The sequence below is a fragment of the Actinophytocola sediminis genome (assembly GCF_054779715.1).
The window spans coordinates 34618-59782 of record NZ_BAAGXS010000010.1 but is presented as its reverse complement, the minus strand read 5'-3'; the positions used below and the strand labels follow the sequence as shown (position 1 = coordinate 59782).

General features: G+C 71.6%; 23 protein-coding genes. 19 read left to right on the top strand and 4 right to left on the bottom strand.

Going from position 1 to position 25165, the window contains the following annotated elements:
- Nucleotides 1-11 precede the first annotated feature (11 nt).
- Genes ACYVIP_RS06215 through ACYVIP_RS06205 form a run of 3 tightly spaced genes read right to left on the bottom strand, consistent with a single transcriptional unit; the run spans nucleotide 12 to nucleotide 3096 of the window.
- On the bottom strand, nucleotides 12-854 hold the full coding sequence (locus tag ACYVIP_RS06215) for a carbohydrate ABC transporter permease (RefSeq protein WP_460392957.1): 843 nt from the start codon (nucleotides 852-854) through the stop codon (nucleotides 12-14).
- A complete protein-coding gene (locus tag ACYVIP_RS06210) occupies nucleotides 851-1711 on the bottom strand; it encodes a carbohydrate ABC transporter permease (protein ID WP_460392955.1) in 861 nt (286 codons plus the stop codon). The genes ACYVIP_RS06215 and ACYVIP_RS06210 overlap by 4 nt, the downstream gene beginning before the upstream one ends.
- Nucleotides 1712-1767: 56 nt before the next feature.
- Entirely contained in the window at nucleotides 1768-3096 is a 1329-nt protein-coding gene (locus ACYVIP_RS06205) for an ABC transporter substrate-binding protein (RefSeq protein ID WP_460392953.1), read from the bottom strand.
- 153 nt (nucleotides 3097-3249) lie between these two features.
- Here ACYVIP_RS06205 and ACYVIP_RS06200 point away from each other — a divergent pair, with 153 nt between their 5' ends.
- From ACYVIP_RS06200 to ACYVIP_RS06175, 6 genes are read left to right on the top strand one after another with little or no spacing between them, the layout of a single operon-like run.
- Nucleotides 3250-4026 carry an SDR family NAD(P)-dependent oxidoreductase gene (locus tag ACYVIP_RS06200; RefSeq protein WP_460392951.1) on the top strand — a complete coding sequence of 259 codons (777 nt, stop codon included), beginning with the start codon at nucleotides 3250-3252 and terminating at the stop codon, nucleotides 4024-4026.
- Nucleotides 4023-4754 (top strand): FadR/GntR family transcriptional regulator, encoded by a 732-nt coding sequence (locus ACYVIP_RS06195; RefSeq protein WP_460392949.1) that lies wholly within the window; start codon nucleotides 4023-4025, stop codon nucleotides 4752-4754. Before ACYVIP_RS06200 ends, ACYVIP_RS06195 begins: the two co-directional genes overlap by 4 nt.
- Nucleotides 4751-5896 carry a galactonate dehydratase gene (gene dgoD / locus ACYVIP_RS06190; RefSeq protein ID WP_460392947.1) on the top strand — a complete coding sequence of 382 codons (1146 nt, stop codon included), beginning with the start codon at nucleotides 4751-4753 and terminating at the stop codon, nucleotides 5894-5896. The genes ACYVIP_RS06195 and dgoD overlap by 4 nt, the downstream gene beginning before the upstream one ends.
- Nucleotides 5897-5918: 22 nt before the next feature.
- A complete protein-coding gene (locus tag ACYVIP_RS06185) occupies nucleotides 5919-7466 on the top strand; it encodes an alkaline phosphatase D family protein (protein ID WP_460392945.1) in 1548 nt (515 codons plus the stop codon).
- Entirely contained in the window at nucleotides 7466-9085 is a 1620-nt protein-coding gene (locus ACYVIP_RS06180) for a discoidin domain-containing protein (protein ID WP_460392943.1), read from the top strand. The genes ACYVIP_RS06185 and ACYVIP_RS06180 overlap by 1 nt, the downstream gene beginning before the upstream one ends.
- Before the next feature lie 58 nt (nucleotides 9086-9143).
- On the top strand, nucleotides 9144-10487 hold the full coding sequence (locus ACYVIP_RS06175; RefSeq protein WP_460392941.1) for an aspartate aminotransferase family protein: 1344 nt from the start codon (nucleotides 9144-9146) through the stop codon (nucleotides 10485-10487).
- Here the strand turns inward: ACYVIP_RS06175 and ACYVIP_RS06170 are convergent.
- A complete protein-coding gene (locus ACYVIP_RS06170; RefSeq protein WP_460392938.1) occupies nucleotides 10462-11124 on the bottom strand; it encodes an SDR family NAD(P)-dependent oxidoreductase in 663 nt (220 codons plus the stop codon). The genes ACYVIP_RS06175 and ACYVIP_RS06170 overlap by 26 nt on opposite strands.
- Nucleotides 11125-11189: 65 nt before the next feature.
- On the opposite strand from ACYVIP_RS06170, the gene ACYVIP_RS06165 reads away from it, so the two are divergent.
- The 13 genes from ACYVIP_RS06165 (at nucleotide 11190) to ACYVIP_RS06105 (ending at nucleotide 25160) form a co-directional block, all read left to right on the top strand.
- Nucleotides 11190-11972: an IclR family transcriptional regulator gene (locus tag ACYVIP_RS06165; protein WP_460392936.1), complete on the top strand. Its 783-nt coding sequence runs from the start codon at nucleotides 11190-11192 to the stop codon at nucleotides 11970-11972.
- A 366-nt stretch (nucleotides 11973-12338) separates the two neighbouring features.
- Nucleotides 12339-13094, top strand: a complete 756-nt coding sequence (locus ACYVIP_RS06160; RefSeq protein WP_460392934.1) for an ABC transporter permease — start codon at nucleotides 12339-12341, stop codon at nucleotides 13092-13094.
- Between the two features lie 26 nt (nucleotides 13095-13120).
- Complete coding sequence (locus ACYVIP_RS06155; RefSeq protein ID WP_460392932.1) at nucleotides 13121-14170, top strand: ABC transporter substrate-binding protein; 1050 nt, start codon at nucleotides 13121-13123, stop codon at nucleotides 14168-14170.
- 1 nt (nucleotide 14171) lies between these two features.
- Nucleotides 14172-15611: an FAD-dependent oxidoreductase gene (locus ACYVIP_RS06150; protein WP_460392930.1), complete on the top strand. Its 1440-nt coding sequence runs from the start codon at nucleotides 14172-14174 to the stop codon at nucleotides 15609-15611.
- Nucleotides 15611-16378 (top strand): DUF4437 domain-containing protein, encoded by a 768-nt coding sequence (locus ACYVIP_RS06145; protein WP_460392928.1) that lies wholly within the window; start codon nucleotides 15611-15613, stop codon nucleotides 16376-16378. The genes ACYVIP_RS06150 and ACYVIP_RS06145 overlap by 1 nt, the downstream gene beginning before the upstream one ends.
- Nucleotides 16379-16400: 22 nt before the next feature.
- On the top strand, nucleotides 16401-17231 hold the full coding sequence (locus ACYVIP_RS06140; protein WP_460392926.1) for an ABC transporter ATP-binding protein: 831 nt from the start codon (nucleotides 16401-16403) through the stop codon (nucleotides 17229-17231).
- A gap of 5 nt (nucleotides 17232-17236) precedes the next feature.
- Complete coding sequence (locus tag ACYVIP_RS06135) at nucleotides 17237-18595, top strand: MmgE/PrpD family protein (protein ID WP_460392924.1); 1359 nt, start codon at nucleotides 17237-17239, stop codon at nucleotides 18593-18595.
- Between the two features lie 9 nt (nucleotides 18596-18604).
- Nucleotides 18605-19180: an ureidoglycolate lyase gene (locus tag ACYVIP_RS06130; protein WP_460392922.1), complete on the top strand. Its 576-nt coding sequence runs from the start codon at nucleotides 18605-18607 to the stop codon at nucleotides 19178-19180.
- Entirely contained in the window at nucleotides 19180-21534 is a 2355-nt protein-coding gene (locus tag ACYVIP_RS06125) for a xanthine dehydrogenase family protein molybdopterin-binding subunit (protein ID WP_460392920.1), read from the top strand. The genes ACYVIP_RS06130 and ACYVIP_RS06125 overlap by 1 nt, the downstream gene beginning before the upstream one ends.
- The gene (locus ACYVIP_RS06120; RefSeq protein WP_460392918.1) at nucleotides 21531-22343 is read left to right on the top strand and encodes an FAD binding domain-containing protein; all 813 of its coding nucleotides are present in this window, start codon (nucleotides 21531-21533) and stop codon (nucleotides 22341-22343) included. The genes ACYVIP_RS06125 and ACYVIP_RS06120 overlap by 4 nt, the downstream gene beginning before the upstream one ends.
- Nucleotides 22340-22804, top strand: coding sequence for a (2Fe-2S)-binding protein (locus ACYVIP_RS06115; protein ID WP_460392916.1), 465 nt, complete (start codon nucleotides 22340-22342; stop codon nucleotides 22802-22804). The genes ACYVIP_RS06120 and ACYVIP_RS06115 overlap by 4 nt, the downstream gene beginning before the upstream one ends.
- Nucleotides 22801-23223, top strand: a complete 423-nt coding sequence (locus tag ACYVIP_RS06110; protein ID WP_460392913.1) for a nuclear transport factor 2 family protein — start codon at nucleotides 22801-22803, stop codon at nucleotides 23221-23223. The genes ACYVIP_RS06115 and ACYVIP_RS06110 overlap by 4 nt, the downstream gene beginning before the upstream one ends.
- Nucleotides 23220-25160 (top strand): oxidoreductase, encoded by a 1941-nt coding sequence (locus ACYVIP_RS06105; protein ID WP_460392911.1) that lies wholly within the window; start codon nucleotides 23220-23222, stop codon nucleotides 25158-25160. The genes ACYVIP_RS06110 and ACYVIP_RS06105 overlap by 4 nt, the downstream gene beginning before the upstream one ends.
- Nucleotides 25161-25165 lie beyond the last annotated feature (5 nt).

The following is a 25165-nucleotide window of genomic DNA, read 5'->3' as shown; positions in this document are numbered from 1 at the left end:
GTTCGGGAAAATCAACCCTTCACACTTCCCTCGGTCAGTCCGGCGCGCCAGAACCGCTGGAGCACCGCGGTGACGATCATGAGTGGTACGACGGAGACCAGCGCGCCACCGATAGTCAGCGCGTAGAGCTCCGGTTGCCGGTCGGCGATGGTGTGCCAGGAGACCAGCCCGAGGGTGATCGGGTACAGCTCCGGGTCCGACAGCATGACCAGCGGCAGGAAATAGTTGTTCCAGATGCCGACGAACTGGAACAGGAACACGGTCACCAGGCCGGGGGTGAGCAGCCGCAGCACCACCGAGAAGAAGATCCGCGGCTCGCTCGCGCCGTCGATCCGCCCGGCCTCCAGCAGCTCGTCGGCCACCGCCGCCTCGGTGTAGATCCGCAGCAGGTACACCCCGAACGGGTTGACCAGACTGGGCAGCAGCACCGCCCAGTAGGTGTTGGCCAGCCCCACCTCGCTGAACATCAGGTACAGCGGCAGCGCCAACGCGGTCGCCGGCACGAGCACGCCGCCGAGCACCACGTTGAACACCGCTTCCCGGCCACGGAAGGAGAACTTGGCCAACGCGTACCCGGCGGCGGCCGCGAGCAGCGTGCTCACCGCGGCGCCGACGACCGCGTAGAGCACGGTGTTGGCCGCCCACCTCAGGTACACGCCGTTGTCGCGGCTGAAGAGGTCGGCCAGGTTCTCGAAGAGCCGGAAGTCGGCGAACCACAGGCCGGAGCTGCCGAACAGGTCCCCGGTGCTCTTGGTGCTCGCCACGATCAGCCAGTACACCGGCAGCAGGAAGTACAGCGCGATGACCGCGAGCACCGCGGTGACGATGATCCGGGTTCGCGGTGCCGCCATCATCGGCGGTCACCACGGCGGCCGACCAGGCGCAGGAACCCGAACGACAGCACGAACGCGCCGAGCGCGAGCAGTACCGACTCGGCCGCGGCGAGCCCGTAGTTGTTGTTGCGGAACGCCTCGTTGAACGCCGACAGGTTCGGCGTGTAGGTGAAGGTGAGCGCGGTGGACAGTGGCTTGAGCACCAGCGGCTCGGCGAACAGCTGCAGGGTGCCGATGATGGTGAACACCGTGGTGAGCACCAGCGCCGGCCGCACCAGCGGCAGCTTCACGTGCCACACCACCCGCAGCGCGCTCGCACCGTCCACTGTGGCCGCCTCGTACAGCTCGGTCGGGATCGCCTTGAGCTGCGCGATGATCACCAGCATGTTGTAGCCGACGAAGGTCCAGGTGACGATGTTGGCGATCGACCAGAGCACGGTCGACGGGCCGAGCAGGTCGACCGGCAGCCCGAGCGCGGCGAGCCCGTCCACCACCGGGCTGAGCCCCGGCACGTACAGGAAGCCCCACAGAATGCTCGCGATCACGCCGGGCACCCCGTATGGCAGGAAGTACACCGCGCGGAACAGGCCGGGCCAGCGCGCGGAGGCCGAGTCCAGCAGCAGCGCGAGCAGGGTCGCGAACACGATCATCAGCGGCACCTGCACCGCGGCGAACAACAGCACCCGGCCCACACTGTCCACAAAGGTCGGTTCGGTGACCGCCCTGCCGTAGTTCTCCAGGCCCGCGAAGACCTCCTCGGACTGGCCGAGGCCCATCGGCCCGGTGCGTTCGACCTTGATCAGGCTCTGGTAGATCGCGTACCCGATCGGCGCGACGAACAGCAGCAGGAACAGCACCCCGAACGGGGCGAGGAACATCCATGGCACCAGCGGACTTCGGGGTCGCCCGCCGCGCGGTGTCGACGTGGTCACCCTCAGCCGTCCGCGACCTGCAGGTCCTTGGCCTTCATGTCGGCCACCGTCTTGTCCTGCGCGGCACGCACGCTGTCGGCGAAGCTGCCGTTGCCGGCGACCGCGTCCTGGAAGCCCTGGTTGAGGTTCTCGAACATGGCGGTCGCGGTCGGCAGCCACTTCCACGACTTGTCCACGTTCTTGTCGGCCTCGGCGAACACGTCGTTGATCTTCTGGTTGCCGAAGAACTCCGACGGTTTGTCCAGCGCTGAGCCGCTGAAGGCGTCCTGCGCCGCCGGCCAGCCGTAGCCGCCGCCGATCAACAGGTCGACACTGGCGGGGTCGGTGTTGAGCCACAGCGCGAACTTCAGCGCCTCCTTGGGATAGTCGGCGCCGGTGAGCAGCGCGGTGGACGAGCCGCCCCAGTTCGCGGACGCCTGCTCGCCCTTCGTCCACTGTGGCATCGGCGCCACCCGCCACTTGCCGGCGGTGTCCGGCGCGTTGCCCATGAGGATCGCGTCACCCCACTGGGCGCCGACCCAGGTGACCACGCGACCGGCCTGCAGGTCGGCGAACCAGCCGTTCTGGAAGTCCATGTCGGTCTTGATCAGCTTGTCCGCGCGCAGCCGGTCCCAGTACTCGGCGACCTCGATGGTCTTCGGCGTGTCCATGTCGACCGACCAGGTGTCCCCGCGCACGTCGAACCAGTGGTCGCCGGTCTGCGCGGCGAGCGAGACGAACCACGGGGAGTTTCCCGGTGGGAACGTGGTGATGTAGGCGTTCTGGTCGGCCTGGCGGATCGCGCGGGCCGCCTGCTCGTACTCCGCCCAGGTGGTCGGCGGCGCGATGCCCCACTTGGTGAACAGGTCGTGGCGGTAGAACATCGCCATCGGGCCGGAGGCCTGCGGGACGGCGTACACGCTGTCGCCGAACACGCCCTGGGCCCACTGCCAGTCGACGAAGTCGCCCTCGCGCTCCTCGACGCCGAGCGGCTTGAGGTCGACCAGGCCGCCCTCGAGCAGGAACTCCGGGATCACCTGGTACTCGACCTGGGCCAGGTCCGGTGCCTCACCGGATTTGAGCGCGGAGTGCATCTTCGCGTAGCCGCCGGTGTTGCCGGCGGGGATCTTCTCCAGCTTCACCTGGACTTCCGGGTTCTGCTGGTTCCACAGGTCCACGGCCTTGTCCACACCGGGCACCCAGGACCAGAAGGTCAGGGTGATCTTCTCGCCCGGCTCGCGTTCCTGGGGCCGCGCCGGCGTCTCGCCCCCGCCGCCGCACGCGACCGCCGCGAAGCTCACCATGCCGAGCACGGCGGCCAGCAGGCGGCGAAGGTTGCTGCTACGCGTCATTGAGCTTCAGCCCTTCCTGGGTCCATCCACATTGGCCAGGACTGTCGCCCGACAGGGTGAGGCTTGTCAAGATATTGTCGTATTTTATGTTTTCTCGTAGCCTTCGGGACGAGCCGGACCTTCGGGGCGCGCCGGGATGAGGAGAACGACCTGATGAATGACCTGGACCCGACCGTGCCCGCGCGGTTGGCCGGCAGATCGGCGCTGGTCAGCGGGGCGGCGTCGGGGATCGGCGCGGCCACCGCCCGCCGGCTGGCCGCCGAGGGGGCCGGCGTCGTCGCGATCGACGTCGACCAGCGCGGGGCCGAGGTGGTCGAGGAGATCACCGCCGGCGGTGGCCGCGCGGTGTTCCTCGCCGGCGACGTGGCCCTGGCCAGGACCTGGCGCCAGGCCGCCGACCTCGCCCGCGAGCGCCACGGGCGGCTGGACGTGCTGGTGAGCAACGCGTTCACCCTCGTGGCCAAGCCGATCACCGAGACCACCGAGGACGAGTGGGCCCGCCAGCTCGACGTGAACCTCGGCGCGGCCTACCACGCGTTGCGCACCTGCCTGCCGCTGCTCGCCGAGCACGGGCACGGCGCGGTCGTGCTGGTGTCCTCCGTGCACGCGGTCGCCGGGCTGCCCGGCCATCCCGCCTACGCCGCGAGCAAGGGCGCGCTCACCGCGCTGACCCGGCAGGTGGCGGTCGAGTACGGCCCGAGGGTGCGGGTCAACTGTGTGCTGCCGGGACCGGTGCTCACCTCGGCCTGGGACCGGGTGTCCGAAGTGGACCGGGAACGCAGTGTCGCGGGCACCGCGCTGCGCCGGTTCGGCCAGCCGGCAGAGGTCGCCGCCACCATCGCCTTCCTCGCCTGCGACGACGCCTCCTACGTCACCGGCGCCGAGCTGGTCGTCGACGGCGGCTGGACGATCCACAAGGACTCGGCATGAGGGAGCGCGGGGCCAACGGCTACGCCGGCCGGGGCCTGCACGGCCAGGTGGTCAACGAACTTGGCGGGCGGATCGTGTCCGGTCGGCTCGTGCCGGAGGAGTCGATCGACCTCGCCGAGCTGGAGTCCGAGTTGGACGTCAGCAGAACTGTGCTGCGTGAGGCGCTGAAGGTGTTGGCCGCCAAGGGTTTGGTGGACGCCAGGCAGAAGCGCGGGACCTTCGTGCTGCCGAGGGCCGACTGGCACCTGCTCGACGCCGACGTGCTGCGCTGGCAGCTGGCCGAACAGCCGACCGGGCAGCTGCTGAGCCAGCTCGCCGAGGTCCGGTCCATTGTGGAGCCCGCGGGCGCGCGGCTGGCCGCGCTGCGTCGCGACGAGGCGGATCTGGCCGCGCTGAGCCAGGCACTCGACGCGATGGCCGCGGCGGACCCGGCGAGCACCGCCGCGGTCGAGGCCGACCTGGCCTTCCACGCCGCCCTGCTCGCGGCCGCGCACAACGAGATGCTGACCCGGATGGAGGCGATGATCGAGGTCGGCCTGGCCGCGCGGGACATGTTGGTACACACCGGACACGGCGGCGCGGTGCGCGATCCCGTGCCAGCGCACCGCGCGGTCTTCGAGGCCACAAGGGACGGTGACCCGGACGGGGCGGAGCTGGCGATGCGCGCGCTGCTCGACCAGGCCCTGCACGACGCGGACCAGGTCACACGCGCGAAGGGGAGCACGTGAAGATCACCGAGATCGAGACCTTCCTGGTGCCGCCGCGCTGGCTGTTCCTCAAGGTGAGCACCGACGAGGGTGTCGTCGGCTGGGGCGAACCGGTGGTCGAGGGCCGCGCGCGGACCGTGCGCGCGGCCGTGCACGAGCTGTCCGAACTGGTCATCGGCGAGGACCCGCTGCGCATCGAGGACCACTGGCAACGGCTCCATCGCGGCGGTTTCTACCGTGGCGGGCCGGTGCTGTCGAGCGCGCTGGCGGGATATGACCAGGCGTTGTGGGACATCGCCGGCAAAGTGCGGGCGGCGCCGGTGCACGAGCTGCTCGGCGGCCCGGTGCGCGACCGGGTCCGGATGTACACCTGGGTCGGTGGCGACGAGCCGGGCGAGGTCGCCGACGAGGTCGCCGCGCAGGTGGCGGCCGGCTTCACCGCGGTGAAGATGAACGGCTCCGGGCGGCTGCTGGCCATCGACAGCCCGCACCAGGCGCGTCAGCTCGTGCGCCGGGCCGAGCAGGCCCGCGCGGTGCTCGGCGACGAGCGGGACCTCGCGATCGACTTCCACGGGCGGGTCTCGCCCGCCATGGCCAGGCGGCTGCTGCCGATGCTCGCCGACGTCGCGCCGATGTTCGTCGAGGAGCCGGTGCTGCCTGAGCACCTGCACCTGGTCGGCGATCTGGTCCGGGCCAGCCCCGTGCCGCTGGCGACCGGTGAGCGGCTGTACTCCCGCTGGGACTTCCACGCACCGCTGGCGGCGGGGGTGGCGGTGGCCCAGCCCGACCCGTCGCACGCCGGGGGGATCTCCGAGGTGCGCCGGATCGCCGCGCTCGCCGAGGTGCACGGCGCCGCGCTCGCCCCGCACTGTCCACTGGGGCCGATCGCGCTCGCGGCCGCCATCCAGCTGGCCTTCGCGGTGCCGAACTTCCTTATCCAGGAACAGAGTCTGCGGATGCACTACCACTCGTCGGACGAGCTGCTCGACTACGTGGTGGACCCCGCGATGTTCGACTTCGTCGACGGCTACGCCACCCGCCCACTCGGTCCCGGTCTCGGGATCGAGGTGGACGAGGCGGCGGTCCGGCGGGCCGGGGAACTCGGCCACAGCTGGCACAACCCGGTGTGGCGGCACCCGGACGGCACGCTCGCCGAATGGTGAGCCGGTCAGAAGGAGATGGCAGATGGTGGTGTTCGACCGGCGGCGGCTGCTGACCGGGGTCGGCGGTCTCGCCGGCCTCGCCGCGCTGTCGCAGCTTCCGTTCAGTCGGGCGGCCGCGGCGCCGCCGTTACCCGGCTACCCGTTCCAACTCGGCCTCGCCTCCGGCGATCCGGAACCGGACGGGGTGGTGCTGTGGACCAGGCTGGCCCCGGAGCCGCTCGCCGAGGACGGGATGGGCGGCATGCCGCCGACCCGGTTCCCGGTGCGCTGGGAGGTGTCGGAGAACGAGGCGATGACCAGGGTGGTGCGGCGGGGCACGGTGAGCGCCCTGCCGGAGCTGGCGCACTCGGTGCACGTCGAGGTGCCCGGGCTGCGACCCGGCCGGGACTACTGGTACCGCTTCGCGGTGGACCGTGAGGTGAGCGAGGTCGGGCACACCCGCACCGCCGCGGCCCCGCACGAGTCCGGGCCGCTCGCGCTGGCGTTCGCCTCCTGCCAGCAGTGGGACGCCGGGTTCTTCACCGCCTACCGGCATCTGGCCGGCCAGGACCTCGACGTGGTCGTGCACCTCGGTGACTGGATCTACGAGAACCAGATCGGCGAGACCGGCGGGGTACGCGGGGTGTCGCTGTCGCTGCCCCAGCGGCTGGAGCCGATGACGCTGGACCAGTACCGGATCCGGCACGCGCTGGTGGCCGGCGACCAGGACCTGCGGGCGGCGCGGGCGGTACTGCCGTTCGTGGTGACCGTCGACGACCACGAGGTCAAGGACAACTGGTCGGCGGCGACCGAGCCGACCCGGCCGACACCGGAGAACTTCCTACGCCGCAAGGCATGGGCGCTGCGTGCGTTCTACGAGCACATGCCGCTGCGCCGGTCGGCGTTGCCGACCGGGCCGGACATGCGGCTGCACCGCAGGTTGCGCTTCGGCCGGCACGGCATGCTGCACATGCTCGACGAGCGCCAGTACCGCGACGCGCAGGACATCGGCGCCCGCGAGGACCCGGCCCGCAGCATGCTCGGCGCGGCGCAGGAGAAGTGGCTGCTCGACGGGCTGGGCCGCTCGCGGGCCACCTGGAACATCATCGGCAACCAGACACTGATGGCCCAGCTCGACCGGCTGACCGATCCCGGACTGCAACAGCTCAACCCGGACACCTGGGACGGGTACGCGGCCAGCCGCGACCGGGTGCTGCACGGCATGGTCGAGCGCGCGGTCAGCAACCCGGTGCTGATCACCGGTGACGCGCACGTGAACCTCGCCGCGGAGGTGAAGCTGGACTTCGCCCGGCCGGAGTCGCCGACGGTGGCGCCGGAGTTCCTCGGCACCTCGATCTCCACCGGGGGCAACGGTGCCGACCAGACCGCGGGCGGCCGGGAGTGGCTCGCGGCCAACCCGCACCTGCGGTTCGTCAACTCCCAGCGGGGATACGTCCGCTGCCACGCCGACGGCGACCAGTGGCGGGCGGACTACCTGGTGCTCGACCGGGTCAACCAGCCGGGGGGCACGATGTCCACCCGCGCGTCGTTCGTCGTCGAGTCCGGCCGGCCAGAGTTGCGGGAGGCGTGATGTCGCGCAGGATCGCGGCCGTGGTGGCCGTGCCGTTGGTGGTGGCCGCGTTAAGTGTCGCGGTGAGTATTGCGGCGTCCACTGTGGAGACCGGGGCGCCGCCGGCGGCGAAGGTGTTGGTGGTGCAGGCGAACCTGCAGGAGGCGATCCGGCCCGCGGACGTGCGCGACCAGCGGGACGTGGACAACTTCGTCGCCACCCTGGCGAAACGGGTGCCCGGGGCGCCGGACGCGGTGCTGCTGGCCGAGGTTCTCGGCCCCGGCGCGCGCCGGGTGGCGACCAGGATGAGCGCCACGTTCGGCGTCCCGTACCGCGCGGTCGTCGAGCCGGGCCGGGAGGCGTTCGCGCCGGACGGCTCGGTGCGCGAGACCGCGATCGTGGTGAACACCCGCACGCTGTCCGTCGAGCGGAACAGGTCGGGGTTCACCCGGATCCAGAGCGAGGACCAGGCCTACGCGACCGTGCGGCAGACCGGTTCGCAGCGGCGGCTGCGGCTGGTTGCCGGGCACGTCGGCGGTGACCCCTCGGTGGCCGCCGACGCGTTCCACGCGCTGGGTCGCGACGGCGACGCCACCCCGGTACTCGGCGTTGACCTGCGGCTGGCCAGGTGCGTGCTGGCGACCGATGACCAGCCGGTCGACTGTGCCCCGCAACCGTTCTGGACGACGCTGACCGACACCCACGCGCTCACCGACGCCGCGTTCGAGCGCGCGCTCGCGCAGTCCCGGCCACACAGCGGCTACCTGCTGACGCCGGGTGCGGTGTCCTCGGCCCAGGTCGACTCCGGCCAGCCGGCGGGCTGCAAGCAGGCTTACGACAGCGGCGACTCCGGCGCGGCCTCGCGGGAGTGCCGGGCGGGGTACTACGCGGACTCGCCGTTCACCTGGGCGCTGGTCGGCGAGCCGGAACCGGTGCGCCGGGTGGTGGCGCCGGGCGAGGTGACCCTCGACCACTGCGAGTTCGGTACCCGGGTCGCCGCGGTCGTGGCCAGGGTGGCCAACCGCACGGACACGGCGGTCACCGAGGAGGTGACGGTCGCCGCGTCGGTGCCGGTGGTCGTCGAGCCGACGGCGACCACGGTCACCGCGCCGCCGGGCCAGGCGCGCCAGGTCGTGCTGCGGGTGACCGCGCCCCAGCAGGCGCCACCTGGACGCCACCAGCTGACCGTCCACATCGGAGAGTCGAGGACGGTGGTCCCGGTGACCGTGCCGGACGGCACCTGTACCGAGCCGGCGGTGTACGCGAGCAGCTTCAACGCCGGCCATCCGCCGGAGAACGCCATCGACGGTGACATCGCCACGTTCTGGCACACCGAGTGGGCCCCGCCGGCGCCGCTGCCGCAGTCGATCACGCTGAACCTCGGCGAGCCGCGCACGGTGTCCAAGGTGGACTACCAGCCGCGGTTCGACGGCAACCTCAACGGCACCATCCAGGACCACGTGGTGTCGGTGAGCCAGGACGGCCGGACCTACACCGAGGTGGCGCGGGGCACCTGGGTCCCCGACGCGCGGCTCAAGACCACCACCTTCACGCCGACGCCGGCCCGCTACGTGAGGTTGACGGCGCTGTCCGCGTCCGGTGGCTCGCTGGCCTCGGCGGCGGAGATCACCGCCGGCTGACCGGGTCGGGTGGGCCGGGCGCTGGACTGCCGCGCACGGCCCACCTACCGTCGGCGCCATGGCAGCCCCCACCTCCGCCCGCCCGGCCACCGACACGTTCTGGGCCGATGCCGACCGTCACCTCGTGCGCTACGCCGGCGCGGGGGACTTCACCAGGGAGATCATCACCCGCGCCGCCGGCAGCTACCTGTACACCGCCGACGGCCGGGAGATCCTGGACTTCACCTCCGGTCAGATGAGCGCCATCCTCGGGCACTCCCATCCGGAGATCGTGGACACCGTGCGTCGCCAGATCGGTGAGCTCGACCACCTGTTCAGCGGCATGCTCAGCCGCCCGGTCGTCGACCTGGCGCGGCGGTTGGCCGACAGCCTGCCCGACCCGCTGGAGAAGGCGCTGCTGCTGACCACCGGCGCCGAGTCCAACGAGGCGGCCATCCGGATGGCCAAGCTGGTCACCGGCCGGCACGAGGTCGTCGCCTTCGCCAGGTCGTGGCACGGCATGACCCAGGCCGCGGCCAACGCCACCTACAGCGCCGGGCGCAAGGGCTACGGCCCGGCCGCGCCGGGCAACTTCGTCATCCCCGCCCCGGACACCTACCGCCCCGACATCACCACCGCCGATGGCGACCTCGACTGGCGCCGCCAGCTCGACCTCGGGTTCGACCTGGTCGACGCGCAGTCCACCGGCAGCCTGGCGGCCTGCATCGTGGAGCCGATCCTCAGCTCCGGCGGCGTGCTCGAGCCGCCACCGGGCTACCTGGCCGCGCTGGCCGACAAGTGCCGGGAACGCGGCATGCTGCTGATCCTGGACGAGGCGCAGACCGGGCTGTGCCGCACCGGCACCTGGTACGCCTTCGAGCGCGACGGCGTCGTGCCGGACATCCTCACGCTGTCCAAGACCCTGGGCGCCGGACTGCCGCTCGCGGCCGTGATCACCAGCGCCGAGATCGAGCAGCAAGCCCACGACCGCGGGTTCCTGTTCTTCACCACCCACGTGGCCGACCCGCTGGTGGCCGCGGTCGGCAACACCGTGCTCGACGTGTTGGCGCGCGACGGCCTTGACCGCAGGGCGGCCGAGCTCGGGGTGTTCCTGCGCGCGGGCCTGGAAGGTATCGCTGAGCGGCATCCGGTCGTCGGCGACATCCGGGGGCGTGGGCTGCTCGTCGGGCTGGAGCTGGTGGTGGACCGGGAGACCAAGGAGCCGTCGGCCGAGCTGGGCGCGCAGGTCACCCGGCGCTGCCTGGAACTGGGCCTGCACATGAACATCGTGCAGCTGCCGGGCATGGGCGGGGTGTTCCGGATGGCCCCGGCGCTGACCGCGACCGAGGACGAGCTCGCGCGTGGACTGTCCATTCTCGACCAGGCGATCGGGGATGTCAGCCCATCCACATCCCGCCGTTGACGTCGATCACCGCGCCGGTCACCGAGGCCGCGCCGGGGGAGCACAGCCACCCGACGGTCTCGGCGATCTCGGCCGGGGCGGTGATGTGGTCCAACGGGACACTGGCCCGCAGCGCGGCCAGCTCGTCGGCGGTGAGCCGGTCGAGCATGGGCGTGGCCACCGGGCCGGGCGCCACGCAGTTGACCCGCACCCGGCGGGGCGCCTGGTGTTTGGCCAGGTGGCGGGTGAGGCCGATGATCCCGGCCTTGGCCACCGCGTAGGCCGGGCCGGACAGCTCGTTGCCGCCGTGGCGGCCGTTGACCGAGCTGAACAACACCATCGACCCGCCGGCCGACAGCCGGGGCAGCGCCTGGTTGGCCACCACCGCCGCGGTGGTCAGGTTGTCCTCGAGCACCTGGCGCCAGCGCGCCAGGTCGAGGTCGTCGATGCCGCCGGCGCCGACCGTGCCGGCGGCGTGCACGACCGCGGCCAACGCCGGGGTCCCGGCGAGCACGGCGGCGACCGACTCCGGGTCGGCGGCGTCGTGGCCGTGCGCCCGGTCGAGCACGAGCACCTCGTCGCCCCGGGCGCGGAACCAGTCGGCGCACGCGGCCCCGATCCCGCCCGCACCACCGACGACCAGCGTTGTCTGAGCCATGGCCGATTTCATAGCACGCGATGGTGGGTGCCGCGCGCAGATGTGATCACCTAGAATTCCGCGCCATGAGCACGGAGGCCGAGGACGGCGAGACCAGCAGCGGCATCGCCCGCGCGTTGCAGGTCGTGTTCGCCGTCGCCGAGTCCCCGGAACCGGACGTGGGGGTGTCCGAACTCGCCCGCACCCTCGGCTACAGCAAGACCGTCGTCCACCGGATCGTGCGCACGCTGGTGGCCACCGGCTTCTTCGTGGTGGACGAGCGGACCCGCCGCTACCGGCTCGGCCCGGGCGCGGTGAGCGTCGGGCTGGCCGCGCTGGCGCGGATGGAGGTCCCGCGCATCGCCCAGCCGCACATGGAACGGCTGGTCGCGCGCACCGCGGAGACCGCGACCCTCTCTGCCCGCTACGGCGACCAGCGGATGTACCTGGCCCAGGTGCTCTCGCCGCAGGAGATCCGCATGGCGGTGCCGCTTGGCCAGCTGTTCCCGCTGCACGTCGGCGGCTCGTCCAAGGCCATCCTGGCCTCGCTTGGCGCCGAGGAACTGGCCGCCTACCTCGACCGCACGCTCACCGGCACCCTGTCGGTGACCAGCCGGGAGGAGCTCGAGGACGAGCTGCGCCGGGTCCGCCGCCGGGGGTACACGGTCAGCCGGGGCGAACGCCAGGTCGACGCGGGCTCGGTCGCCGCGCCGGTGTTCGACGCCTCCGGCCGGGTGTACGGGTCGCTGTCGATCTGCGGTCCGGTCGCCAGGATCAGCGACGACAAGCTCGACGAGTACGGCCAGCTGATCGTCGAGGCGGCCTCCGCTGTCTCAACTGGACTGGGGTACCGGCGCGTCGGCGCCTAATCGTTACCTGCTAGCAATCCGCATCACCACGGAGTTACCTCCGCTGGTCGAGTGTCCGTTACGGACAGTCCACTTCGTACTGCACCGGTCCAGGTGTCACCCTGCGCGTTTGCCGCCATGCGGACAGTCTGATTTTGACAAATCCACTTCGGATTAACCGGACGGATGCCTTGACCGCCGCTCGAGCCCAGACTTAGCATACCGAAATCCGGTACGGCGTTCCGCTAAGCGTTACGGCGGACGTTCCAGGGTTCTTCCCGTGGAGGACACCGCATGGTGAGTGCGACCCAAGCCCCAGCCCCAGCCGAGTCGCGGGCCGAGTCGTCGCAGCGACGGCGCGAGACGGGCCCTCGGTGGTTGCTGTGGGTGACCACGCCGCTGATCCTGGCGGCCATCATCGGCGCCTGGAAGCTGTACACGGTCATCTTCGACATCGGCGAGCTGATCCTGCCGCCGCCGGAGAAGGTGTGGGTCGCGCTGGTCGACCTGCTCGGCCAGTCGATGATCTACGAGGCCACCTACGTCACCTTCTACGAGACGATCGTCGGCTTCGGCATCGCCGTCGTGGTCGGGGTGACGCTGGGCATCGTGCTCGGCAAGATGCGCTCGGTGGAACGCGTGCTGTCGCCGTTCCTGGTCGCGACGCAGGTCGTGCCCAAGGTCGCGATCGTGCCGCTGCTGTTGCTCTGGTTCGGTTTCGGCATCTCGTCGAAGATCTTCATGGCCGCGATCATCTCGTTCTTCGTGATGATGCAGAACACGATCCTCGGCATCCGCTCGATCGAGCCGGGCCACCGCGACCTGATGCGGGTCATCCAGGCGCCGTGGTGGAAGCGGGTCATCTCGCTGGACATCCCGTCGTCGCTGCCCGCGGTGCTCACCGGGATCGAGCTGGGCATCGTGTTCGCCATCACCGGCGCGATCGTCGGCGAGTACCTCGGCGGCGACGAGGGTCTCGGCGCGCTGGCCACGGTCATGCTGGCCGCGCTGCGGACCGACCAGCTGTTCGCCGTGGTGATCATCATGACCGTGCTCGGATTCCTGCTCTACGCGATCGTGGCGGGCGTTCGACGGTTCGCGATCCCCTGGCACGAGTCGTCGGGGCGTGCCACCTCTCTCTAGGCCCACTCGGAATCCAGGAGCACACCATGGATCGACGTTCTTTCCTTCGCAGCAGCGGACTGTTCGCGGTGACCACCGCGGTCGGCTCGTCGTTCGTGATGTCCTGCGCGCCATCGAGCGGGAACGACGACGCGAACAACAACCCGTCGGACCCCAGCCTGCGTGACCTCACCTTCGTCACGCCCTTCCAGCACATCATGAACTACGCCGACGTCTACGTGGCGATCCAGGAGGGCTACTTCGAGGAGGAGGGCCTGCGGATCGACCCGGTCGGCGGCAGCGGCACCGCCAGCTCGGTGTCCCAGGTCTCGGCCGGCCAGGCGTTCTTCGGCAAGGCGGCCGCGGTGAACACCTGCCCGCTGATCGCCGACACCAACGCCACCATCATCACCGTCGGGCAGGGCGACCAGAAGAGCCAGTACAGCGTGGCGTCCAGCCCGGAAAATCCCCTGACCAGCCCGGAACAGTGGCAGGGCAAGACGATCGGCGTCATCTCCAAGGGCGGGTCGACCGAGCTGCTGCTGGACGCGATGTCCGTCGCGGAAGGACTCGACCCGGCCAAGGTGCGCAAGGTGGTCACCGGCGCCGACGTCGGCTCGCTGGAGTTCCTCAAGCGCGGTGAGGTCGACGGGTTCATCACCTACCTCGGCTCGGAGACCGCGTTCAAGCAGCGCGGCATCGAGCTGAACTACCTCAACACCGACGAGTTCGCCAAGATGCCAGGCGACTCCTACTTCGTGACCACAAAGGACATGCAGCAGGAGACCGAGGCGATCGTCGGCTTCCTGCGCGCCTCCCGCAAGGGTTTCCAGTTCCTGGAGAAGCCGGAGAACCTGGACAAGGTGCTGACCGCGGTCGGCGCGTACAACGAGGTCGAGGTCAGCGACGAGGAGCTGGCCAAGCTCAAGGTCGAGGCGCAGCCGGTGCTGTGCAAGCCGGCGTCCGGCGACTACCTGAGCATCGACCTCGAGTCCTGGCAGTCCGCTGTGGACCTGATGCGCAAGTCGGGGATCATGAAGGACACCAAGAAGCCCATCGACGCCTTTGTCACCACCGAGTTCGTGGACCAGATCTGAGTTGGCCACCACGGAGCGGGTAGACCTGCTGATCGTCGGCGCGGGCACCGCCGGCCTGCCGGCGGCCACCGAGGCCGCCCGGCACGGCCTGCGGGTGACCGTGATCGAGCAGGCGGACCAGGTCGGCGGCACGCTGTGGCGGTCGTGGGCGCAGATGTCGGCCGGCGGCACCGCGGTGCAGCGGGCGCTGGGCATCAACGACAGCCCGGACCTGCACTACGACGACGTCATGCGGATCAGCAAGGGCGGCGCGGACCCCGCGCTGGTCCGGCTGGCCGTTGACCACGCGCCGGAGACGGTGGACTGGTTGGTGTCGGCCGGGTTCGAGATGGATCCGGGAGCCCCGGCGATCCTGTACTTCCACGAGCCCTACGGACTGCCGCGCACCTACTGGGGCCGCCGGGGCGGTCGGTCGGTGCTCGAGGTGCTGTTGCCCCGCTTCGAGCGGGCGCGCGACGACGGGGCGGTGACCCTGCACCTCAACACCACGATGACCGCGTTGCGGCCGGCCGGTCCCGGCCGGGTGGCCGGCGTGACCGCGACCGGTCCCGGCGGGGTGGTCATGGAGATCGACGCGGCCGCGGTGGTGCTCACCAGCGGTGGCTACTCCGGCAACGCGGAGCTGTTCCCCGAGCTGACCGAGGGCGCGCCGCTGGTCGGCCCCGGCGCGCCGACCTCGACCGGCACCGGCCTGCTGGCCGCGCTCGACCTCGGCGCCCGCACCAGGGGTGGCGACCTTTTCCTGCCGACCTACGGCGGTGTCCTGCTGCCCGACAGTCCATCCAGGACAGTCGCGCTCGACGACTACCCGCAGTTGACCCCGCAGTCCAGGGTGCCGTGGGAGATCCACGTCAACGCCAGGGGAGCGCGGTTCGTCGCCGAGGACTCGGCGAGCGTCGACGTCCGGGAGACAGCCCTGCTCGACCAGCCGGACCTGCGGTTCTGGGTGGTCTACGACGAGGCGGTGCGCCGCACGGCGCCACCGCTGCTGCCGACGTGGGGCGCGGCCGAGCTCGACGAGGCGTTCGACACCCACCCGTCGTTCAGCCGGGCGGACACCGTGGCGGAGTTGGCCGCGCAGGCCGGGATCGACGCGGACGGCCTGCGCGACACCATCGAGGAGTACAACGCGGCGGTCGCCGCCGGCCGCGACCGGTTCGACCGCGCGCACCTGCCGACGCCGATCGAGCAGCCGCCGTTCTACGCGGTCCGCAACCACGGCTCGACGCTGAAGAGCCCGGCCGGGATCGTCGTCGACGAGCACCTGCGGGTGATCGGCCCGGCGGGTCCGATCGAGAACCTGTACGCGGCGGGGGAGGTGCTCGGCGGCAGCACGCTGTCCGGCAGGTCCTTCGTCAGCGGGATGAGTGTCACGCCCGCACTGTCCTTCGGTCGCCTGCTCGGCAGGCGGATCGCCGGCGCCAACCAGGAGAGTGCCTGATGTGGAACCGAGCTGATGTGGACTTCACGCACACCACCGACCTGCCATGGGATCGGCCGGCCGCCGACGAGTTCGGCTTCGCCGGCGGTGGGCGCAAGCGGCTGCTGAGCCGGGATCCCGGTGACGGCGCGGAGACCGCGGTACACCGGATCGCCGACCGCCAGACCGGCGTGCTGGCCGCCGAGGCCGACCTGTACGTGCTCGGCGGCGGTGGCGTGCTCAACGACCGGCCGATCGGGGTCAACGACTACCTGCACGTGGCCGCCGGGTCGGCGATCGACCTGCGGCCGGGCCCGCGCGGTCTGGTGCTCTACTGCGGTTTCTGGGCCACGCCGGCCTTCGCCGCCGGCGACGGCGCGGACGGGGTCACCGTCACGGCCACCGAGCGTCTGAAGTGGACACCGGCGACCTGGAGCGGGGACGTCGAGCTGGCGCCGGGCGCCATGCTCAAGATGCTGCGCGACGACGACCGCGCCTACATCTACCTCGCGGCGATGATGCCCGGCTGGCGCTCGGAGGCCGAGGAGGCGCACCCGGTCTACGAGGAGTCCTACAAGGTCTACGGCGACGTGCTGATGGGCGCGCGCGGCGTGATGCGCGCCGGCTCGTACTTCTTCCGCTCGCCGGACGTTTTCCACGGGCCGCTGTACTCGCGCGGCGGCACCATGTCGTTCATCCGCTCGGACGCGGCCACGACCACCGAGTACCGAGACCCGCCGCCAGGTGGCGCGTGGGACGAGTTGGCAGGGCAGGCCTATGTCGACTGAGAGCAGCATCCGGGAGCAGGCGATGACCGAAACCACCGACCACGGGCCGGGCGCCGAGGCCGCCGCCGGCGAGGCGATCTCCGTACGCGGGGTCGGCAAGACCTACGCCGCGAGCGCGGGACCGGTCCGCGCGCTGCTGCCGACCGACATCGAGGTCAAGCCGGGGGAGTTCGTGGTGCTCCTCGGCCCGTCCGGCTGTGGCAAGACCACGTTGCTGCGCATGCTGGCCGGGCTGATCTCGCCGACCGAGGGCACGATCGAGATCGGCGGCCGGCCGCTGTTCACCGGCCGGGACGCCACCCCGGCGCGGGACGCGCTCGGCTCGCTCGGCTTCGTGTTCCAGGCGCCGAACCTGATGCCGTGGCGCAAGGTGTGGCGCAACATCGCGTTGCCGTTGGAGGCCAAGGGCATCAGCCGCGCCGAGCGCAAGCAGCGGGCCATCGAGCTGGCCGAGCTGGTCGGCCTCGGCGAGTTCCTCGACCACTACCCCAAGCAGCTCTCCGGTGGCATGCAGCAGCGGGTGGCGATCGCCCGTGCGCTGATCCACCGCCCGTCGATCCTGCTGATGGACGAGCCGTTCGGCGCGCTGGACGCGATGACCAGGGACACGATGAACCTGCTGCTGCAGAAGCTGTGGCAGGACACCGGAAAGACCGTCGTGCTGGTCACCCACTCGATCTCCGAGGCGGTCTTCCTCGCCGACCGGGTCGTGCTGCTGTCCCAGCGCCCCGGTCGCGTGCAGGACATCGTGGACGTCGACTTCGAGCGCCCGCGCGACCTCACGGTGTCCGGTGACGCGAAGTTCGGCGCGCTGGTCACCCGGCTGCGGGAGCAACTCGGCGGTCAGCAGTGACCGCCGTGCCGACTACCGCCGCCATGGCCGAGTTCGCGTTCGGACTGTCCTATGAGGACATTCCGGGCATGGTGGCGGCCAAGGCGGGCGCACTGCTGGTGGACTTCGTCGGCGCGACCGTCGGCGGGGCGGACACGGCCGAGGTGGCCACCATGGTCGAGCTGGTCCGCGCTCGGGGCGGCCATCCGGTGGCGACCGTGCTCGGTGCCGGGTTCGCCGCGCCCGCGCCGGACGCCGCGTTCTGCAACGGCGCGGCGGCCGATGTCTTCGAACACCAGGACGGCTACCGGTTCGGTGGCTTCCACCCATCGCACACGATCCCCGCGTTGCTCGCGGTCGCCGAGGAGGTCGGCGCCGACCTGCGCGCGTTGCTGACCGCCACGGTCGTCGCCTACGAGGTGTCCGACCGGATCGGGCGGGCCGCCCATCCCCGGGCCACCCAGGCCGGGTGGTTCCCGATCGCGGCCGCCTTCGGCGCGGCGGCGGGCTGTGCGAAACTCCTCGGTCTGCCGGCGGCGCGGATCGCCGACGCGATCGGTGCCACCGCGTTCTTCGCGCCCGCCGTGCTCATCGAGTCGATCTTCGCCGGGCCGTCGGCCAAACCGGCCTTCGCCGGGCAGCTGGCCAGGGCCGGGGTCGAGGGCGCCCAGCACGCCGCCGCCGGGCTGACCGGCTGGCGGGAGGTCATCGAGCACCCGCGTGGCCTGGTCGCCGTGCTCGGCTCGGCGCCGGTCACCGACACCACCGACACCCTCGGTACGGAGTGGACGATCCTCGACGTCCACCAGAAGCGGTTCGCCGGCTGCCGGCACACCCACGGCGCCGCCCAGGCCGCGGTGGAACTGGCCGTTGAGCGGGATCTCGACCCGGCCAGGATCACCGAGGTCGACGTGGAGACCTACGACATCGCGCTGATGCTGGTCGACCGTCCGGTCGGCACCGATCCGTCCACTGTGGCCTGTACGTTGAGCCTGCCCTACGCGGTCGGCGCGGCGGTGGCCGACCGGGACGTCGGCGGCGCGCAGTTCGACCGCGCCCGGCGCGCCGACCCGGCCGTGCTGCGGGTCGCCGACCTGGTCCGGCTGCGCCCGGCGGCCGACCTGGAGGCCCGCTACCCCGAGTACACCGCGACCAGGGTGACCATCACCACCGACGACGGTGCCCGGCACACCCGCACCGTCGACGTGCCGGCCGGGGACAGCCGTGCGCCGTTGACCAGGGACCAACTGCTCGCCAAGTTCGACGGCTACGTCGGTTCCGCGTTCGGTGAGCGGATCGCCGCCACGACCGCCGATCTGCTGCTCGCACCGCCGGACCGGTCGCCGGTACGCGACCTGACGCGCCAGCTCGCCGTTCGACCGTAGGAGACCCCGATGTCCGATGTAGACACCCAGATACACACCATCGTCCCGGAGCCGGTGACCGCGGCGGCGTTCGCCCCGTTCGGTGAGGTGGTGTCCCTTGAGGACACCCCGAAGCTGCCGATCAACCTCTACTCCGGGCTCAACGCCATCCACGGGCCAGTCGTGTTGCAGGTCGACGAGCGGCCGGAGTTCATCCTGTTCCGGGTGGGCTACCGCGGCGGCGAGATCCGCTACCTCGAGCGGCACCACGGCATGACCCAGACGTTCATTCCCCTGGGCGGCGACCCATTCGTGTCCGTGGTCGCGCCGCCGGACGTACGGCTCGTGGATGGTTTCCCCGACTTCTCGGCGGTGCGCGCGTTCCTGGTGCCCGGTGACGTGATCCTCAACATCCACCGGGGCACCTGGCACGAGCCGCCGTTCCCCACCAGGGACGGCCAGAAGTTCTTCATCACCAGCACTCCCGGCGTCACCGGTGGCCTGCAGACCACGGTCGACGGCAACGGCGAGGTGCACAAGCTCGACGTCGACAAGCGCAACCCCGTGTACCGCACGGGAAGGCGCCTGCAGGTGGCGATGCCCTGATGTCGGCCCCCGCCCGGTCAGGGATCGGCTCCTCGCCCCGCAAGCGCGACGGCGTCGAGCTGCTGACCGGCCGCGCCAGGTTCCTCGACGACTACCGGCCGCCGGGGTTGCTGCACGCGGTGGTGGTGCGCAGCGAGGTCGCGCACGGGCGGATCCGCGCGATCGACACCGCCGCCGCGCTGGCCGCGCCCGGCGTGACACTGGTGCTCACCGGTGAGCAGGCCGCGGCACACGCCGGCCCGGTGCCCTACTTCATCGACCCGGCGGCCAGGGGCGGCAACCGCACCGACATCCGTTGCCTACAGGTGGACACGGTCGTCCACGTCGGACAGCCGGTGGCCGCGGTGGTGGCCGGCACCCGGCAGCAGGCGCAGGCCGCGGCCGACCTCGTGCGGGTCGACTACGAGGTGTTGCCGCACGTGCTCGACGCGCGGGCCGCGATGGCGCCGGACGCGCCCCGGCTCTACCCGGACTGGCCGGGCAACGTCGTCATGCACAACCGTTACGGCACCGGCGATCCGGACGCCCAGCTGGCGGCGGCGGACGTGGTGGTGTCCGGGGAACTGAGCATCGGCCGGGCCACCACCGCGCCGATCGAGCCGCGCGGCTACCTCGCCTCCTGGCAGGGCGAGACGCTGACCGTGCACGCGTCCTGCCAGAACCCGCACCAGCTGCGCTGGATGCTGGCCACCAGCCTCGGTATCGAGGAGAGCCGGATCCGGGTGGTCACCGCGAAGGTCGGTGGCTCCTTCGGCCTGAAGATGCAGGGCTATCCGGAGGAGACGCTGGTCGCGTTGCTCAGCCTGCTCGCCGGCGCGCCGGTCAAGTGGGTGGAGGACCGTCGCGAGTCGATGATGGCGGGCGCGCGCGAGCAGGTGCACCGGTTCCGCGTCGGCGCCATGGCCGACGGCCGGATCACCGGGCTGGTCAACGAGATCGTCGCCGACATCGGCGCGCTCACCGCGCAGGCCGGCTGGGCGATGCCGAACATGTCGGCCACCACCCAGCCCTCCGGCTACCGGATCCCGGACTGTCGCATCGAGCTGGACATCGTGGTCACCAACAAGCCGCCGCTGAGCGCGGCGCGCGGGTTCGGCAAGGACGCCGCGCACGTGGTGATGGAGCGCGCGATGGACCTGGTCGCGCGCGAGCTGCGCATGGACCCCGCACAGGTGCGGCGGCGCAACTTCATCCTGGCCGACGAGTTCCCGTACCGCACCTCGACCGGGCTCAACATCGACAGCGGCGACTTCGTCGGCCTGCTGGACAAGACCCTCGACGCGGTGGACTACCAGGGGGTGCGGCGCGCCCAGGCGAGCCTGCGGGAGCGCGGGCGCCACCGCGGCGTCGGGCTGGGGTTCGAGCTGACCCCGGAGTCCTCGGACAGCCCGGGGACGTTCGTGTCCGGGTTCGACACCACGACCGTGCGGATGAGCGTCACCGGCACGGTCACCGTGCTCACCGGCGTGACCTCGCCCGGCGGCGGCAACGACACCGGGATCGCGCAGATCGTGGCCGAGGAGCTCGGTGTGCCACTGTCCTGGGTGGAACTGGTGCAGGGCGACACCGACCGCTGCCCCAACGGTTTCGGCAATTTCAGCGGCCGCAGCATGGTCGTCGGCGGCGGGTCGGCGACGCTGGCCGCGCGGGACGTCCGGGCGAAGCTGGTCGCGGTGGCCAAGCTGCTGCTCGGCGTCGACGAGGTCGAGCTGCGCGACGGGATGGCCGTTGGCGGGGACGCGACGATGCCGGTGCCCGAGGTGGCGCGGGCGTTGCTCACCAGAGCGTTCGCGATCGGTGACGTGGAGCCGGTGTTGGAGTCCACCCGCGCCTACAAGCCGGGCAACATCAACCACGTGCCGGACGAGTTCGGCCGCATCCAGCCCTACCCGACCTACTCCAGCAGCCTGCACGCCGCGGTGGTCGACGTCGACGTGGAGACCGGGAAGGTCACCCTGGTCGACTACGTGATGGCCCACGACTGCGGCACGATGATCAACCCGGCGCTGGTGGAGGGGCAGGCCAGGGGCGCGGTGGTCATGGGCCTGGGGTGCGCGCTGTCCGAGCAGCTGCGCTTCGACACCGACGGGCGGCTGCTCAGCGACCGGTTCAAGTCCTACCTCATGCCGCGTGCCGGGGACATCCCCGTGCTGCGGATGGCACATCAGGTCACGCCGAGCCCGTTCACCATGCACGGCAACAAGGGCGCCGGTGAGGCGGGCGTCGGCGGCGCCCAGGCGGCGGTGGCCAACGCGGTCGAGGACGCGCTGTCCCCCTTCGGCATCACCGTCACCACCCTCCCCCTGACCCCACCCACCGTCCTGGCCCTCCTCGACGAGCGGGCTGGATCATGAGGTTCACGCGGCCGGCGGATGTCGGCGAGGTGACCTCGGCGCTCGCCGACGGCGACGGGCTGGTCGTCGGTGGCGGCACCATGGTGGTGCCGGAGCTGACGCGCCGCCAGGTGCGGCCGGCGGGCGTGGTCGACCTGTCCCGCGCCGGGCTCGGCGGCCTCACCCGCGACGGCGACAGCTGGGTGCTCGGCGCGATGGTGACCTACACCGAACTGGAACGCGCGACCGTGCCCCTGCTGTCCACAGTGGCCCGTGGGATCACCGGCGGGCCGCAGATCCGTAACCGGGGTACGGTCGGCGGGTCGGCGTGTTATGCCAACCCGTCATCGGACATGCCGGCGTGTCTGGTCGCCCTCGGCGCCCGGCTCCGGCTCGCCAGGGCCGGGGGCGTGCGCGAGGTCGCCGCGGCCGAGTTCTTCCTCGGCGCGTTCCGCACCGTGCGGGAACCGGACGAGGTACTGACCGCGATCGTCGTGTCCGATGTGGACGGACCGACTGGTTATCTCAAGTTCAAGCTCGTCGAGGGCAGCTGGCCGATCGTCACCGCCGCCACGGTGGTCGGATCGACGCGGCTGCGGGTGGTCCTCGGCGGTACAGCGGCCGTGCCGGTGGCGGTGGAGCTCGACCCGCCATCGGCCGGCACCACGGATCCCGCCTGGCGGGCCCATGTCACCACGGTGGTGACCACCGGCATCGACGACGCGGGCGGCGGCTGGGACGACGTGCTCGCGCCGGGGAGCTACCGGCGGCGGATCGCCCCGGTGATCGCGGCGCGCTCGGTGGCCGACGCGCTCGGGGAGGCACCATGACAACCGTCCGACTGACCGTGAACGGGGTCGACCACGAGATCGACGTCGACCCGAACACCCCACTGGTGTACGCGATCCGCGAGCAGCTCGGGCTCACCGGTACCCACGTCGGCTGCCTCACCGGCGACTGCGGCGCCTGCACGGTGGTGCTCGACGGGCAGACCACGAAGTCGTGCTCGGTGCTCGCCGGCAGCGCCGACGGCACGCGGGTGGAGACCGTCGAGTCGCTCGCCGACGGCGACCAGCTGCACCCGGTGCAGCGGGCGTTCTGGGACGAGTTCGGCTTCCAGTGCGGTTTCTGCCTGCCGGGGATGCTGCTCACCGCCAAGGAGCTGATCGAGTCCACACCGGACCCGGACGACGAGGACATCCACCGCGCCATCAACGGAAACCTGTGCCGCTGCACCGGGTACAACACGATCGTGGCGGCGGTACGCCGGGCCGCGCGGGAGACGCCATGACCGCCGAGGACGCCGTCGCGGTCGTCGAGGCCTATCTGGCGGCGATGGGTGCCGGCCGAGTGGCCGAGGCGGCCGGTTACCTCGCGCCGGACGCGGAACTGGTCTTTCCCGGCGGGCGGAGCTATCGCGGCCTCGACGAGCTGGCGGCTGGCTCGGCCGGCCGGTACCGGTTCGTCGACAAGCACCGCGACAGCTACGACGTGGTGTCCACAAGCGACAGCGAGGCGGTGGTGTTCTCGATCGGCAGGCTGTTCGGCGAGAACACCAACGGTGTGCGGTTCGACCACGTCCGCTACGTCGACCGGTTCCGGTTGCTGGCCGGGCTGATCGTCGAGCAGTGGGTGTGGAACGACCTGGCCGAGACCGGCGTACTCGAGGCAACCACGGCCGGTGAGCTGGCGGCGCGGTGGCGGCCATGACCGACTACCCGAGGGTGTTCTCGCCGGTGGAGATCGGCGGCATCACCCTGCGCAACCGGGTGTTCGTCTCCGCGCACACCACCAACTTCGGCGTCGACTTCCTGCCGACCGACCGGCACGTCGCCTACCACGCCGAGCGCGCCCGCGGCGGCGCCGGGCTGATCATCACCGAGCCGCTGCGGGTGCACCCGACCAGCCTCGGCCGTGCCGGCGGGCTGGCCGCCGACCCGGCCGCGCTGCCCGGCCTGCGCCGGATCACCGACGCGGTGCGCGCGGAAGGCGCGGCGGTGTTCACCCAGATCACCCATGCCGGCCGGCACAGCGAGAACGTCTTCCGCCGGGCCGCCGCCTGGGGGCCGAGCCCACGCCGCTGGGCGGCGGCCGGCGCGGTGCCGCACGCGATGAGCAGGCGCGACCTCGCCGAGGTTCGACTGGCCTATGTGGACGCCGCGAGGCTCGCGGTCGACGCCGGGTTCCAGGGGGTGGAGATCCACTTCGGACACGGGCACCTGTTGCACCAGTTCATCTCGCCGGCGGCCAACGACCGCACCGACGCCTACGGCGGCACCGAGGACAACCGGCTGCGCTACCCGCTCGAGGTGCTCGACGCCGTGCTGGACGCGGTCGGCGACGAGCTGGTGGTCGGCGTCCGGATGAGCGCCGACGAGCTGCTCGCCGGCGGGCAGGACCTGGACGCCGGCCGGCGCATCGCCCACCTGCTCGACACCACCCGGCCGATCGGCTTCCTCAACGTCTCGATCGCCTCGTACACGGTGCCCTCGATCGGCCACCACGTCGCGGACATGAGCGAGGGCCACACCCCCTACCTGGCGCAAACCCTTGCCGTGGCGGAAGAATGCGCCCGCGTGCCGGTGCTCGCGGCCTGCCGGTTCGTCGACCTCGACGACGCCGAACGCGGCCTGGTTACCGGGCGGCTCGCCGCGATCGCGATGACCAGGGCGCACATCGCCGACCCGCACCTGCTCGCCAAGGCCGCCGCCGGTGCGGCCGAGCGCATCCGGCCGTGCGTGTCGTGCAACTTCTGTATCGGGGAGATCGCCGGGCACCGGCCCATGACCTGCATGGTCAACCCGAGCGTCGGCCGGGAGGCCGAGTGGCCAGAACACCCGGGCACCGCGCGGAACCCGCGCCGGGTGCTGGTCATCGGCGGCGGCCCGGCGGGGCTGGAGACCGCGCGGCTGGCCGCGCAGCGGGGGCACACCGTGCAGGTGTGGGAGCGGGCGACCGAACTCGGCGGCCAGGTGCGCGCCGGCCGTGGCGGGGTCGGCCGGGGCCAGCTGGACCGCCTGCGTACCTACCAACAGCGCCGGCTCGCCGAGCTGGCGGTGCCGGTCAGCACGAGCCGGACCGCGACTATCGAAGCCGTGCTGGCCGATCCGCCGGACACCGTCGTCCTGGCCACCGGCGCGCGCCACCGGCCGCGCGCGGTTCCCGGCTGGGGCACCGCGCTCACCGCCCTGGACGTCCTCAGTGGACGGTCCTGGGCCGGCAGCACGGTGCTGGTGCTCGACGACGACGGCGGCTGGACCGCCGCCTCGGTGGCCGAGACGATCGCCGCCGGCGGTGGGCACGTGCACCTGGTCACCCCGGCCGGCACCCCGTTGTGGGGCGTCACCGAGTACAGCCGGATGACCGCGGTGGAACGCCTGCGCGCGCACGGCGTCCAGCTGTGGACCAACGCGCGGGCCGAGTTCGCCGGCGACACCGCGCGGATCGTCGATGCGCTGGTCGACGCCACCCCGGTGGTCCCCGGCGTCACCGACGTCGTCGCGCTCGACCCACCGTCCACACAGGACTCCCTGGTCGCCCCGCTCGCCGACGCCGGCCTGACCGTGCACGTCGTCGGCGACGCGGTGGCCCCGAGAACCCTGCTGGAGGCCATGGCCGAGGCACACGCCCTCGGCCGGGCGCTGTAGATCGA